A 14521-nucleotide genomic window follows, 5' to 3' on the forward strand; every position below is an offset into this window, starting at 1 on the left:
TACCGGCCACGTGGGCCGGGTGCCTCTGCCAGAAGTCGTGCCTGCGTGGGGGCGTCCGTCGCGGGCCACACCCGGCTAGGGGGAGGACACCGCGCGGCCCAGAAAGCAGGCCGGCAATCGAGCGGTTGCCCAGTGGGTCGCCCAGGCCCGGCACTGCGTGGGGCCAGCCCGGCCCCCGTCCTGGGCGAAGACACCCACGGCACGTGCGTCGCGACTCGGTCAGCCACCGACTACGCGGCGACGCGACCCGTGCGCGATGCACTACGCTTCTCGCATGTCCCTGCAAGGCCATGCGGCCCGCTGCGGGGTGTCGAATCCACGCAACGTCGACTGGAGGCCGCCCGATGTCCTGGTTTCGCCGCTTGGCACTGTCCCGCTTCCTCAAGGCGCATCCGCCAGGCAAGACGCAGCCTGCCGCAACGGATCTGATTGCCGCATATGCGCCGGTGCTGCCTGCCAGCCTGCTTGAGCTATGGCGCAAAAAAGGGCTGGGGCACTATGGACGCATGCAATTGGCGCTGATCGACCCGCGGCACTGGCAGCCGGTGCTGGATCGCTGGATCGTCTCGCCACCTGACGCGGTGCAGCGTATTCCGATCGCGCTCACTCCCTTCGGCGCACTGCTGTACTACCGCAAGCTCACCGCCACCGACGAAGACGTGGTCTATGTGGATCCGGTCTCCAAGGCCACCGGCGATCTGAGCTGGAACCTGGAGGACTTCTTCAACAAGTCCCTCTGCGATGCGGCATTTTGCGATTCCCTGATCCCATCGGCCCTGCTTGCCGCCGCGCGCAAGGAGTGCGGCCCGCTCGCTGCGGGCGAGGTCTATGAGATCGATCAGTTGCTGTTCTCGATGCAGATGCTGCGGGTCACCAAGGTCGATGCGTTGGCGCTGCACACCCGGCTGCGCGACGCTGTCGACCGCCCGGCACCGGTGGCCGATGTGCCCACCACCAATGCCGATGCATTGCCCGCAGAGCAGCGCTCCGTGTTCGAGGGCATCTTCCCGCAACCACGGGCGAGCGACGACCTGCACGGCCTGTATCTGTCCTCGTATATCGATTGGCATCGCATGCTGGCGCTGGAGCCCGACGGGCAGTATCGCCTGCTGTTTTGGAAGATCGACCATCGCAGTCTTGCACGCTGCGATGTGCGTGCGTATTCGGGGCGCTTCGAGGTGACGCACACCGAGATGGGCGATCAATACATCACGCTGGACATCCGCCTGCGCCGCGATTCGAGCGGTAGCGATGCCAACGATGCGCAACTGCTGGTGATGCGCTCGGGTACCGACATGTTCCTGCTGCGCAGCGACGAACTGGCAGACATGGCCACGGCCATGGATGGCTCGAAAACACTCGGACGCAGCGAGTACTACTTCCGCAAGGTGAAGCTGACCGATGCGTTCGTCCAGGAGCCATCCGGCGGGCGCGCCGCGCCACCGCTTGCCGATCTTCCAAACGTGTTGCAGCAACAGGTGAATGCCGAGCCGATCATCGCCACCATCACCCATGTGGACGAAATCGACCCGGACGCCGAAGACGACGGCGCCGGCACCGTCATGTGCACGCTGGACCGCGGCCAGGACGATGGCCTGCGCATGAACATGCCGCTACGCTCCCCACCAGCGACAGGGCGCGCCCTGTATGGATGGGTATGGGAGATGGACCCTGCCGCGTGTCGTGCCGGCATCAGGTATCAACGCGGCAGCGATGGCAAGCTGGACCATGGCCCGGTGGTCGGCGATGTGTTGACCAGTCGCCTGAGCGGCGAATGAGGCGACAGAGCGCAGCGCCGGCGGCGCGGCAGCCCGCGCGCCTACTTGCTCATGCAGCGCTTCCAGCGCTCGTTCACCCGCTGTGCAAACCAGGCGGTGGTGAGCGTGCGGGTGATCTTGGGGCTTTCCAGGGTGATGCCGGGCAACACGGCACGCGGCAGCGGCTTGCCGGCGCTGCGCTCTGCCAACGCGAACACCTGGCGATACAGGTCGGAGTCGGCGAAATCTGCGCTGTTGCCGTCCTCCAGTGCGCGGCGGAGCTGGCGGTCGCTCATCGCCAACTGGTTGCCCAGGCTGCGTGCGGCACGCTCGGTGCTGCCGGGCGCGTCCAGGCTGGCGCCCGGCGTAAGCAGGTCGCCGTCCAGGGCTAGCGCGATGCCGCTGGCGGTGCTCAGCGCGGCCTGGAAGGCGGCATTGCGGCTGGCGTACCAGCCGGCGTTGAAATCGGCGAAGCGATACAGCAGCGCGTCGTAGTTGGCCGGATAACCCAGCAGATGCTGCGTACCGAACCACAGCCCGCCACGGCGGCTGAAGACGTCGTGGCGGATCGAGTCGCCAGGCGGGTAGGGGTAGCGTTGCGCATGCTGCTCGGCGAAGGCGATGCTCACCTGCATCGGCCCGGCGGTATGCACCGGGTTGAATCCGTCGAACAGGCGCGCGCCCAGCGGCACGCTGCCGGTGAAGTCTTCGAAGATGCGGCTCAGTTCCTGCTCGGTGCGCGCAGCAGCGATGCGCGTGGCATAGCTGCGCCCATCCGGGGAATTCAGACGCAAGGCGGCATCGACCATGAAGCCGGGAATGTGATGCGCACTGGCGCGGCGGTCGATCTCGGCACGCGAGATCTTGCCCAGGTTGGGCACGATCGGGTTGGCCTGGTAGCTCGATTCCTGCTCGGTCACCGCCAGCACTGCGCAGATGTGTTCGGCGCTGGTGTCCAAGGCCTGCGAGGACAGCGCCACATACACATCGCTGGCCCAGCCGGCGCGGTCGGGCAAGGTTGCCGGCAGGCGCCGCGCGATATCGGCCTTGACCGCATCGGGCGAGCGCTGCGGGGCACGCGGGGCCTGTGTGGCGCAGGCCGACAGCAAGGCGATGGCGAGCAGCGTGAGCAGGCGGGGCAGGGGTGAGATCACGGCGTCTCCGGAAAATCGAGGGGCGGCAGCTGCCGTGCGGCAGTTTACGCGGCCACCCCGTGGGAGCTTCACCCCGCTGGCGCGCAAGGCTGCCATGTCCTGGCATACCGAAACCACGGCGATCGGGACAGATGGGTTGGGTTGCTGTCGTGGTGCGTCGGGCGCATGGACCAAGCAAAGCGATCAAGCGGGTCTGGTTGCCTTCTGCGCGCCGGTGCGATGGGCTGCGCTCTATCGTCATCCGAATTCAAGAGTGGCCCGCCTGGGCCGATAACGAACGCGAGCGCTTGGGCCTTGATCGCGTTGGCGGCCGTGTGCGTTGGTCATCATGACGCTCGCATCACATCGGAAGACGGGCGTTTGGCCTGAAATTTCGCTGGATTCCATCGCCATCCAACCGTGGGAGTGCTTGAAATGCCGCAGCAACCAGCAAGCCGCCACGTCTGCGCAGATGGCATCGGCCTGGCGTGCGCACGTTACGGCCCGTCGTCGACGTGATGACGCGATGAGCATGTTCGTGGTCCGGTGGCGGCATGGGCTCGCCGCGTTCGCCTTGCTGCTGGGCAGTGGCATGGTGTCGGCGCAGCCGCAGCCGTGGAAGACGATCGAAGCGGCGACCATCGACGACCCGGTGATGGCGTTGCAGATCGCACAAGGCGCACTGCAGCGGGCAAGCCGCGACCACGACGTGGATGCCGAGTTCTGGGCCTTGCTGGCGCAGGCACGCGTGCTTATTTCACTGGAAGACAGCGAACGCCGCCAGGCGGTGCTGACGCAGGCGCGCGGAAAGCTCGACCAGCTGCACGGCAACACCCCGCAGGCACGGCTGTGGCTGGATATCGTGCAGGCGCTCAGCGATGTGCGCGAAAACCCCAATCGCGTCATGGTGGCGCGGCTGGAAGCGCTGCGCCAACGGGCCAGCGCGCTGGGCCGCAACGATCTGCTGTGCGAAGTGGAGGCGGTCGACATGTGGAGCATGCTCGCCTCCGGCAGCAGCGATGAATCCTGGAGCGCGGCGCAGGCCAGCTATCAATGTGCCGCGCGCGAAAACCTGCTGGGGCTGGAGCTGGATGCGTTGACGCAACTGGGAGCATTGGCCAGCCGCGTCGGTGGTCGCGCCGCCGAAGACAACGAAACCGAAGACTACCTGCAGCGTGCGCTGGCACGCCTGCACGACCAGCCGGCGCGCTTTCAGCGCAGTCTGGTCGAACACGAGTTCGGCACTGCCTTGGCAACACGGCAACCGGAAGCGGCGCTGCTGCATTTCAGGCGCGCATTGGCGCTCAGCCGCGAACTGCGCGACCAGGCGGGCGTGGCTGCAGCGCTGACCAGTGCCAGCGAGGCCCTGATCGAAACCGGCGATGCCGCTTCTGCATTGACGATGGCCCGCGAAGCCCTGCCGCTGATGCAGCAACAAGGCAATATCGGGCGTGTTGCGGCATGTCACGCCGTCTTGCTGCAGGCCTTGATCGCGTTGAAGGCGCAGGGCCTGGACGCGGAAATCGTCGCTGCCAAGGCCGCAGACGATCCCAATCTGACCTTGAACCGTCGCGCGCAATTGGTCGACGCCATCGCCCAGGCACTTGCATTCCAAGGCCGCCATGCCGAGGCCTACCAGGAACTGCAACGCGCCAATGCGCTGCGCGCGCAGAGCCTGGACCGCCAGCGCGATACGGTGATGTTGCGCTTGCAGGCGCGCTACGAAGATGCACGCCGCGGCGCCGAAACGGCCGAGCTGCGCCGCCGCAGCGAGACCGCGCAGCTGGCACTGCAGGCGCGCGAAGCCGGCCAGCGGACGCTGTGGATCGCGTTGTGCGCAGCCTGCCTGTTGCTGCTCGGGGCACTGGTGGTGCTGGCCTTCGGCGCACGGCACCGGCGCCAGTTATCGCGGCTGGCGATGCGCGATGAACTCACCGGCCTGCCCAACCGGCGCGCCATTCGCACCGAGGCGCAGCAGCAGATCGAGCAGGCCTTGCGCTCGCACACGCCAGGCATGCTGGCATTGATCGATCTGGATCACTTCAAGCAGATCAACGACGTGTACGGGCACGCCACCGGCGATGCGGTGCTCAAGGCGCTGGCCAATGCATCGCGGCTGGCCCTGCGTGGGCAAGACCGCCTGGGCCGCCTGGGCGGCGAAGAATTCCTGCTGGTGTTGCCGGGCTGTGGCGAAGAGGAGATTTCCACGGTCTTTACGCGCCTGCGCAGTGCGGTGGCAGCGATCGATATCGCCGGCCTGCCGCCCGACCAACCGGTGCGCTTTTGCATGGGCGCGGTGCGCATCGTCGCCGACACCGGGCTGGATGCGTTGTTGAGCCAGGCCGATCTTGCGCTGTACGCCGCCAAGACCGCTGGGCGCGATCAATGGGCGGTGTGCTGATCCTGGTGCATGCACCTGCGCTGGGACACCGAGGCGATGCTGCGGCACAATCTGCCGGCCGATGGCGACCACCGGTTGCCGTGAACCGATCGAACGAACCCAGGACCGCATGCGCACCGATAGCCGCCTTTCCCGCATGTTGCACGTGCTGCTCCACATGGCCAGAAGCCCGCAGCCGATGACCTCCGAGCAGATCGCCAGCATGCTGTCGACCAATGCGGTGGTGGTGCGCCGGACCATGGCCGGGCTGCGCAGTGCCGGCTATGTGCAATCCAGTCGCGGCCACAACGGCGGTTGGCAGATCGGCTGCGATCTGGCGCAGGTGACGCTGCTGGATGTGCATCGCGCGGTTGGCGGCCCGCATCTGTTCGCGATCGGTGCCGATCACCCGAATCCGCAATGTGGGGTGGAGCGAGTGGTCAACGCGGCAATCGCCGATGCGCTGGCCCACGCCGAAGCGCTGCTGTTGCAGCGCCTGGGCACGGTGACGCTTGCCGCACTGGCGAGCGAGTTCGATGCCTTGTGTAGCGCGAGGGCCCCATCTGGCGGCAACGCGACGGGCAAGCGCACGCGGCAGCGCTGAATCGCGTCACTCGAGACGCAGCACGATGCCCGTGGTGTCTCAGCTGTCAATTAATGTAACATCGAAAGATACATTATTCGACATCGATACCCGGGAGCGACCATGCAGTACGAGGTGATCATCATTGGCGGCAGTTATGCAGGGCTATCTGCCGCCCTGCAGTTGGCGCGGGCGCGACGCCGCGTCTTGCTGGTGGACAGCGGCCGGCGGCGCAATCGTTTTGCCGACACCTCGCATGGCTTGTTGGGCCGCGATGGCGCATCGCCCGCGCGCATTGCCGATGAGGCGCGCGCGCAGGTGCTGTCGTATGCCAGCGTGCAGTGGGCCGACGGCGAGGTGGTCCAGGTCCGCGGGCAGGCAGATGGGTTCGAGGTCGTCTTTGCCGACGGCAGCGTGCATGCGGCCCGGCGGCTGATTCTGGCCATGGGGGTGGTCGATCGCCTCCCTGCGCTGGCCGGTCTGGCCGAACGTTGGGGCAGGCAGGTGTTCGTGTGTCCGTATTGCCATGGCTACGAACTGCAGCAGGGGCGCATCGGTGTGATCGCGACCTCCGCGCTTGCCGCGCATCAAGCCGCCATGCTGCCGGATTGGGGCGCCACCTGGCTGTTCTTGAACGACGCGCTGGTGCCCGATGAAGCCCAGCGGGCCCAGCTGGAGGCACGCGCGGTGCGTGTGGTGGCTGGCGCAGTGGCGGCGCTGCAAGGCGAGGGCGACACGCTGGAGCTGGTGCTGCACGACGGCCAGAGGTTCGCATTGGACGGGGTATTCATCACCACCCAGACCCAGATCAGTCCGTTAGTGACGCAGCTTGGATGTGCCACCAGCGATGGGCCATTCGGTCGCCTTGTGGCCGTGGACGCAATGCAGGCGACGACAGTGCCGGGCATATTTGCCTGTGGCGATATCGCAAACCCGGCCGCATCGGTGGTGTTGGCGGCAGCCAGCGGCGCGATAGCTGGCGTCGCAACGCATCGCAGCTTGATCTTCGGCCTGGGTAGCTGACCGCTGCGTGCGTGGTGATCGCCCCGCACGCCGCTTGGTCTGCGGGATGCTACCCGGCGCCGCATCGTTAACCGACGCAGGTTCTGCATTGGAATCTTGTACCCGGCGAACACCAGAGTGCGAGAGAGATACAGCCGGTGGCGACGACCGCGACGCCCATCTGACGACCGCGCAGAAGTTGGCCGGTCTGACGTTGCGCGGCGTAAACTTCACTGCCATGTCGATCCAACTTCATGCTTGAAAAAACTTCGTCGATCATCGCTGCCGGCCTCTGAACGCAAGAGTTCACGCCTGACCGACTGGCTAGTGCGCGGCGTGGTCGGTATCGCGGTGATCGCATGTTGCGGACGTTTTTGGCTATTGGGTGAGGCAGTCTTCGAAGGACGCTATGTCAACGTGATACGTGGCCGGCCGGCACGGATCTTCCTGGTGGACAGCGACCCGCATCGCTTCTGGATTGCTGTGGGCTGGGATGCGCTGCTGAGCTGCGTGCCGTTGGTGATCGTCGGCGGGTTTGCATATGCGGGTTGGAGGGCGCGCCGTCACTTGCGGTGATGGCACGGTTGGTGGCGATTGCAGTTTTCGTGCTTCATGGCCCGGCGTGTGCCTTGCCGCCGATCATGCGACGCCTATCCATTCGATACGCAGCAGTTGAGGCGGCGGTGCCAGGCAATCGCATGCAACGTGCAATCGCTGGTGTGCAGCGCGAAAGGCGTATTGCGAACGCGCGCTGACCAACACAGGCCAGATTCGTGCCGCTCCCACGGCGCCCGCACAACGATCAATGCGCTTGTTGCTTGCGCGCAGGTCGCCGCGCAGCGTGCCTGGGCCAGGTGTCGTAGCTATAGACGAACTGCTTCTGGTCGGCCCCTGCGGTCGGGTCGCAATGCCAGGAGCCGGCGACACCGCCGGGTTCCAGCACGCCGCCGATCTCGCGTACCGCTTGCGCTTCGAAGGCGCAGATGGGCCCGTAGACGGCCACGTCCCAGTCCGGTCGCGACGTCGGATGCGCATGCTGTACCAGCACGACGTCGCTGCCATGGAAGCGATGGACCTGCGCGGCATGCCGACGATCGGTGCTGAAGTAGCAAGGTGCGCCGATGCCCAGCACAACGACCTCGTCATCGCGCACTACCGCGCACTTGCCCTGGTGTTCGCCCAGGTGGATCACACGCCCGCCCACCGTTGCGGTAGTCACCGGATAGCGCGTGGTCACTTCCGACATCGGCTGCGATGGTGCGCTTGCCGTTACCGATGCCGTCTGCGCGTGTGCTGGTGCCGCAGTGACCAGCAAGAGCGAAACCAGCAGGGCAATGATCACGTGGGCGCGCATGCAACATCCATGTCGAGGGCGCGGCAGTATCGCAGATCCCTTCGGCGGCACGCTGCAACTGCCGCGGCACCCGTCATGCTGGCCTCGCGCACGCTTCGCGTGATCATGCAGTGCGCATGCGTGCTGTGAGTGCACGCTGCCTTGCATCTGCCGCTCGGTGATCGCACGGAGCGTGTCGCCAGCGTCAATGGCACGGAGGCACCATTCAGCGCCGTGCCGGCAAGTTCGCCAGCACGCCATCCAGGGCAAGTTGCGTGGTGAAGCCGGCCTTGGCCAGACGCTTGCTCACTTCGTTGGGCACATCGCGCCCACTGGTGAGCTTGTTGGGCGCGCCGGTGTAGTGAAACAGCCGCCCGCCTCGGCGCAGCACGCGTGCCAGCTGATCATAGAAGACCTGCGAATACAGCTCGCCAGCAATGCCGAAGCGGGGCGGGTCATGCAGGATGGCATCGACCGAATCGTCGGCCAGCGTGACGATGTGCTGCGCAATATCGGCATGGGTCAGCTGCAGGCGCCCGCCGGCAGCAGCGCCCTCCGGATCCGGCGACCACGGGTTGAGCGTGCGCAGCCACAGCACGTCGGCATTCTTTTCGAACGAGCGCAGCTGCGCGACCCCGGCCTCCAGGCAGCAGGCGGCGAAGTAGCCCAGCCCGCCGCAGGTGTCCAGCACGCTCTTGCCGCGCGGGTCCACCAGCGCCACCTTGCGCCGCGCATCCTCGAACGGCGACAGCTGCGCCGAGGGCAGCATCTTGATGCCATCGATCTCGAACGTGGGCGCGCCCCATTCGGTCGGCACCAGCTTGATCAATGCGCCGCTGTAGCGCGAGATCGGCGCGAAATCCTCGCCATCCCAGAAGTACAGCGTGCGCTCCTTGAGCTTGCCCGGATAGGGATAACCGCGGCCGCGCCATTGCCAGGTCTGTGCATCGAGCTGGGCGGTGTCGGTGCTGCGGCCCAGGTCGAGCGAGCCGGTCCAGTAAGCCAGACCACTGCCGCGCGCGGCAAGCAGCGCTTGGGCATCGGCGAGAACGAGTAAGGGGCCGGAGTAGTGGGGCACGGCTGACAGCTCTGTGTGCGGCGTGCGGAACATGCCGCAGCGCTGCAAGGAAGGGAGCGGCATCGTAACCGACCTGTTGCGGCCAGGCATCTGCCGCCGGGGCGCCCACCGCATGCGTCTGCCACCGAGGTCGACTGCCTGCGCCGTTTCGCTGACACACGCCGCATCGCATACTGCAGGCAGTCCGTATCGACACCTCGTCGGATCGGCGTCAACCGAGGAGCGTGGGTCATGCTGAAGGGTGTGTTGTTGGGGTTCGCCTGTTATGCGGCTTATTCGATCAGCGATGCGTTCGTGAAGCTGCTCGAAGGCACGCTGCCGGTCTATGAAGTGCTGTTTCTCGGCGCGCTGCTGATGCTGCTGGCGGTGCCGTTCCTGAAAAAGCCAAACGACCAGCTGCGCGAGCTGGTGATGGCCAAGCAGCCGGCACTGTGGTTGCTGCGTGCGCTCACCGGCGCCATCGGCAATCTCACCTCGGTGATCGCCTTCACCACCTTGCCAATGGCCGAAGCATTCGCGCTGATCTTCCTGATGCCGATCTTCGTCACCGTGCTGTCGGTGATCTTCCTCAAGGAAGAAGTGCATTGGCGGCGCTGGTCGGCGGTGATCGTCGGGTTCATCGGCGTGTTGATCGTGCTGCGCCCGGGATTTCGCCATCTCACCCACGGGCATGTGGCGGCAATCGTGTGCGGCCTGGTCGGCGCCATCTCGGTGATCGCCTTGCGCATGGCCGGCCATAGTGAAAAGCGATTGACCTTGTATGGCGCTGGGGTGATCGGCCCGTTGGTGATGGGCGGGATCATGATGTTGCCGAGCTTCGTCTGGCCCACGCTGTCGCAGTGGGGCTTGTTGGCCGGCTACGGCTTGCTCGCCGGGCTGGCGGCCATCTGCATGATGTACGCCACGCGCATGGCCCCGGTCAGCGTGGTCGCACCAACCCAATACAGCCAGATGCTATGGGCCATCGCCTTTGGCTACCTGCTGTTTCATGATCATCTGGACTGGCCGATGGCCGTGGGCATCGCGCTGATCCTGGGCGCCGGTTTGTTCACCCTGGTGCGCGAGGAACAGGTGTCGCGTTGGTGGCGGCGGACGAAGATCGTGTGAGTGCTGCGCAGTACCGGCCGGTTGGCTGGCAGTGGGGCGGGATTCAAAAAAGCCTCGGTCCGTCAGGGGTCCAGACAGCGAGGCAGTTGCGATCCAATCCTGCATCCGGATCCATCGCTGACCAGAACCCGGTGCCGCACGCCGAACGCGCCAGCGCTCGATGAGGCGGGCATCGTCGCCGGCCTTGTTTCGATGCAGTCGCCGCGATAGACGTTTTGCCAATGTGGCCGCAGCGCGCCAGCGTACCGGCCGTTCTCGGGTCGGCGGCGTACCTCAGGGAAATTGTACGTTGCCGGGCTCGAAATACGGCTCGGAGCTACTGTATTCCGTCAGCGCGGGAATCTTGTCCGCGATGACCTTCCCGCGGATATCGGTGATGCGGATGGACAGCGGCTTGTTGCCGAGGTTTGTGCCTACGAAATGGTTGTAATCGGTCTTCGGCAGACTGGTCCAGGTGCTGCCTTGTTTGACTTCGAACTTGACCACCGGATAGGTGTGGTGTCGCACCTGGATCGCGGCCCAGTAGCGTGAACTGCCTTCTTTGATGCGGTACTGCACGTTGCCGGTAATCGGCGCGCGGACGACCTTCCAGCTGATCGGAATGCGCCCGTCTGCCGTGTTGCCGATCGCCGCGAAGGCATTGGGCGACAGATCCAGGCCGCCAGAGGCGCCCCCCGGATACAGGTCGGTGACATAGACGATGGTCTTTCCCCTGGGGCCGGTCACTTCCAGATAGGCGCCAGCCAGCGCGGCCTTGATCCCGCCGAAGTTCAGCTGCGTGGAGTTGAGCGCGGTGATGAAGGCATCGCTCGGAATGGGGTCCAGCAGGAGCGCGCCGCCAGAGTAGCCGGAGCCGGTCATGGTGGCAGTGCCGCTGAAAGTACTATTCCACGACTTCTTCCCGCTCGCATTCTTCGTGCTGTCGCCAGTTGCTGTGGCAATGGCGGGCATGACGGGCAACATGCCCCAGGCATGACGCAAGATCAGCAGTTTGTCTGCGCGGGGGCTGCCATCCGGCGCCAACAGGCCGCCGTTGTTGGCATTGCCAGTTTCCCAACTGCCGAGAAATGCGCTGCGCATTCCAGCGTTTGCCAAATAACCGCTCAATGCGGTTTGCCATGCTGGGTCGCGCGGGTCGCCATCGCCCAGTCCACCGCCGAGGCTGACGGGTACCACTGCATGGTCGAGTGCGAATTGGCCGAAGTCGCGTTGCCACATGGCGGGCAGTGCCTGCGCAAATCCGGGTGCGGCGAAGGCACCGGTCGTATCGCGGTCCGGGCCCGCCAACTTCGGCATCAACACCAGGTGTCGGCGAGCGATGTCCAGCGGCACGCACGCGAACGGCTGAAGATTGCTGCCAGGCGCTTTGCGCCCCGGGTCACTGCACACCGCATTGCTGCCCACACCTTCCACACCCACGAACCAACGCGGTGCCTGCGCCAGCACCGTTGCAGCTGCGCGCGACGCTACCCGGTTCCAATCCTGATCCGCCGCGTTTCCTGTCCAGCTGGCATTGCGGTAGCCGCTGCTGCCAAGGTCGATACCCAGGACATTGGCGTTGCCGCCATAGCGGCGTGCCAGCGTGACCAGGCCGCGCGTCCATGCCTGCCGCTGTGCGCCCAGGAGCGGTGCGCGGTCATCGCAACTTCCATCTGCAAACGCGAACATCACCTGCATCCCGCGCTGGGTTGCGGCATGCACCACTGTGTCGAGCAGTTGCAAGGAATCTAATCCGCGCAGCGTGGAATCGCCGGCAACTTCTGCAGCTGCCACAGGGGCGCGTTGCAGAACAGCGGCGCAGACCGGCACCCGCACGGCATTAATGTCTGACGCCTGCATCCGATCCAGCAGTTGCGCCAGTGTGTTGTTGCGCATGCCGACGGCCGCCAACCCGGCGCGATCGAAGCCGGGCCAGGTGACCCCGCGAATGTGCAGCGTCTGACCCGTTGCATCGACAAGGGGAGCTTGCGTACTGACCTGCATCGCCGGCGCGGTGAGCGGGACGAGCGTTGCGAGCGCGATCAAGAAATGGATGTGTGACAGCATGGACGTTTCCTAGAGTGTGTCATGTACGTTGAGATGCCTACGAAGCGGCCTGTGCGGTTGGAGACAAAAGGGCACAGCGCCCCGGCAACGCGCGCGATGCAGTCCCGGCGTGCCACAGGCCACTTCCCGCCGGGTTGGCCGGCAGAAGCACGGAGTGGGCGCTGCGCCGCTTGCCGTGGCGCTACCGAGCCTGTGCCATGCAGCGCCCGTTCCGCCGCCGACGGCATCTGCTCCGATGTCATCTCATTCGAAGCGCATGCCGCGTTCCAGACAGAGGTAGAGCAGCACGACAGCGATTGAACTGGCGGCCGCTAGGCGCCGCATCGTTGTTGCAGCGCTCCTCCCGCAGCCGAGGAGCGGTAGAGCACACTAGCCTCTACCGCTCTGTGGCAACGCAGTTATCGCATCACCGATGCGGCGTCGCGCTCACGGTGACCGAGCTCGCGCCTGCACCCGATGGGCCGTTGGCCGTTACCTTGTAGTAGTACGTGGTACCGTTGGTGAGCGCCTGGTCCACATATGAGGGCGAGGTCAGGCCCGATGCGACGGTGATGGGAGCAGCGGCTGCGCCGGCAACACGTTGCACCGTGTAACCCGTGGCACCGGCAACGGGCGACCAGCTGAGCCTGACCTTGCCGTCCGCTGCATTGGCGGTCAGCCCCTTCGTTGCCGTCGGCAAACTGGCGGGCACCGCGTCGGTCGAAGCCGACTGCAGCGCCACCTTGGTCGAGGTGCCGATAGCGGGATACGCGTTGGCGACCAACTGGACGAACTGCGTGTGGAACCAGTTACCGGCGATCGGCGCGTTCGGCAAGGCGCCCGTCAACGTGCCGTCCGGCGTCGTATAGGTCGGGTCGCAGTATCTGTCGAAGCCCTTGCCCTGGTTGTTGGGGATGTACTTGCTGGAGCCGTCGGATTCGCCCGCTCCCTTGCCCCACACATAGGCATGGATATGCCCGCCGGGTGCCGCGGTCGGCGGCATGCCGATCCCCGCACCGCTCTGATTGCACCAGTTGCCGCGATGGAGACGACGGTCCACGCGTCCGGAGTCCACGTAGGTGTTGATGTCATTGCCGCTGGCAGATGCAGGGCGCGCGCTGCCGCCCCAGCCGTTGCGACCGGTGTCGATCAGAAAGCCGATCTTGCTGGGCCAACCCGCGCCGACGAAGCCGTTGTAGAGCGCTTCCGCATAGGTCGATTCGTCGAAGAAACTGTTCCATTGATAGAAGTTGGACGAGCGAATGGGCTGGCCACCGATCGTCAGGTCCGGATTGGGCAGGTTCGGCTCATGAAGCGGCGTGTAATTGGCGGTGTTGGTGATGAAGCCATCCGCACTGGCCAGACCGGCTGCCGTTCCCTGCACGACCCGTGTGTACAGCGAAATCGCAGGGCTACGGTTATTGTCCCACCCCAGCCAGCCGGAATGGGCGATATCGAGGTAATTGTAAACATTGGGAATGGCATGGAGCTTGTCGAGCGCGTACTTGATGGCGGCCTCGTAAATGCCGCTGGATGCCGCCTGGCCGCAGGCGGGCGTGCTTTGATTGGTGACAAGATTCGGAAGGCTGTCCGGCTCGATGATGTTGACGATCCGAAGATCCTTGTATTTCGGATTGGCCAGCGTCGATGCGATGACGTCGATGTATTCGGTCTTGTAGCGCTGCAAGCCGGCTTGCGTCAGTGGCAGCTCGCCGTTGGAGGCCAGCGCATGGCAGTCGCGCCCCGGCATGTCGTAAATGACAAAGCCGACCGTGATCGGCGTGTTGGCCTTTTTCTGCGCCAATGCCGCATCCAAGTGGCCTTGCAGACTTAGGCGGCCGGCGTTGCGCGAGCCGCCATAGATCGCGTTGATCGAATCCAGCCAGACGGAGGTCGGATAGGACTTGACGACCTGCATCTTGGCTTTCAGTTGCACATCCTTGACCTTGACGATCGACGAGTTGACTTCCTTCGAATAATCGGGATTGACATACCCGCTCGCGCCGACGAACGGGTTGTCGACATGGCTCTGGGCGGATGCCGCAACGGGAATGAGCAGCGCGCCGGTCAGCAACGAAACGGCGAGCTTGGACGTGACGCAGGGTCGGAGGTTTGTCAAAGAT

At 65.2% G+C, this 14521-nt stretch carries 11 protein-coding genes; 6 read left to right on the forward strand and 5 right to left on the reverse strand.

Features of this window, described 5'->3' with window-relative positions:
* Positions 1-344 precede the first annotated feature (344 nt).
* On the forward strand, positions 345-1778 hold the full coding sequence (locus tag FLG15_RS02645) for a GAD-like domain-containing protein (protein ID WP_057680123.1): 1434 nt from the start codon (positions 345-347) through the stop codon (positions 1776-1778).
* A 41-nt stretch (positions 1779-1819) separates the two neighbouring features.
* Here the strand turns inward: FLG15_RS02645 and FLG15_RS02650 are convergent, their stop codons facing one another.
* Positions 1820-2911 carry a DUF1615 domain-containing protein gene (locus FLG15_RS02650; protein WP_057687034.1) on the reverse strand — a complete coding sequence of 364 codons (1092 nt, stop codon included), beginning with the start codon at positions 2909-2911 and terminating at the stop codon, positions 1820-1822.
* Between the two features lie 505 nt (positions 2912-3416).
* On the opposite strand from FLG15_RS02650, the gene FLG15_RS02660 reads away from it, so the two are divergent.
* The 4 genes from FLG15_RS02660 to FLG15_RS02675 all read left to right on the forward strand — a co-directional run bounded on the left by FLG15_RS02660 (position 3417) and on the right by FLG15_RS02675 (position 7431).
* Positions 3417-5291, forward strand: a complete 1875-nt coding sequence (locus FLG15_RS02660; RefSeq protein ID WP_057680034.1) for a GGDEF domain-containing protein — start codon at positions 3417-3419, stop codon at positions 5289-5291.
* Positions 5292-5352: 61 nt separating this feature from the next.
* On the forward strand, positions 5353-5874 hold the full coding sequence (locus tag FLG15_RS02665) for an Rrf2 family transcriptional regulator (RefSeq protein ID WP_017159129.1): 522 nt from the start codon (positions 5353-5355) through the stop codon (positions 5872-5874).
* A 102-nt stretch (positions 5875-5976) separates the two neighbouring features.
* Positions 5977-6876 carry an NAD(P)/FAD-dependent oxidoreductase gene (locus FLG15_RS02670; protein WP_057680032.1) on the forward strand — a complete coding sequence of 300 codons (900 nt, stop codon included), beginning with the start codon at positions 5977-5979 and terminating at the stop codon, positions 6874-6876.
* A 360-nt stretch (positions 6877-7236) separates the two neighbouring features.
* Complete coding sequence (locus FLG15_RS02675; RefSeq protein WP_057680033.1) at positions 7237-7431, forward strand: hypothetical protein; 195 nt, start codon at positions 7237-7239, stop codon at positions 7429-7431.
* 226 nt (positions 7432-7657) lie between these two features.
* Here the strand turns inward: FLG15_RS02675 and FLG15_RS02680 are convergent, their stop codons facing one another.
* Entirely contained in the window at positions 7658-8209 is a 552-nt protein-coding gene (locus FLG15_RS02680; RefSeq protein WP_057687033.1) for a hypothetical protein, read from the reverse strand.
* Between the two features lie 205 nt (positions 8210-8414).
* Positions 8415-9299, reverse strand: coding sequence for a class I SAM-dependent methyltransferase (locus FLG15_RS02685; protein ID WP_057679887.1), 885 nt, complete (start codon positions 9297-9299; stop codon positions 8415-8417).
* Positions 9300-9497: 198 nt separating this feature from the next.
* Between FLG15_RS02685 and FLG15_RS02690 the strand changes: the two genes are divergently transcribed.
* Positions 9498-10373, forward strand: coding sequence for a DMT family transporter (locus FLG15_RS02690; RefSeq protein WP_017159126.1), 876 nt, complete (start codon positions 9498-9500; stop codon positions 10371-10373).
* A gap of 273 nt (positions 10374-10646) precedes the next feature.
* Here FLG15_RS02690 and FLG15_RS02695 read toward each other — a convergent pair whose 3' ends face one another.
* Both FLG15_RS02695 and FLG15_RS02705 read right to left on the reverse strand, forming a co-directional pair.
* Entirely contained in the window at positions 10647-12419 is a 1773-nt protein-coding gene (locus FLG15_RS02695; RefSeq protein WP_057679886.1) for an expansin EXLX1 family cellulose-binding protein, read from the reverse strand.
* A gap of 406 nt (positions 12420-12825) precedes the next feature.
* Complete coding sequence (locus FLG15_RS02705) at positions 12826-14472, reverse strand: glycoside hydrolase family 6 protein (RefSeq protein WP_170922313.1); 1647 nt, start codon at positions 14470-14472, stop codon at positions 12826-12828.
* Positions 14473-14521: the final 49 nt, after the last annotated feature.

Origin of the sequence: Xanthomonas phaseoli pv. dieffenbachiae, assembly GCF_008639345.1 — a bacterium.
In the GTDB taxonomy this organism is placed as follows: Bacteria; Pseudomonadota; Gammaproteobacteria; order Xanthomonadales; family Xanthomonadaceae; genus Xanthomonas; species Xanthomonas phaseoli.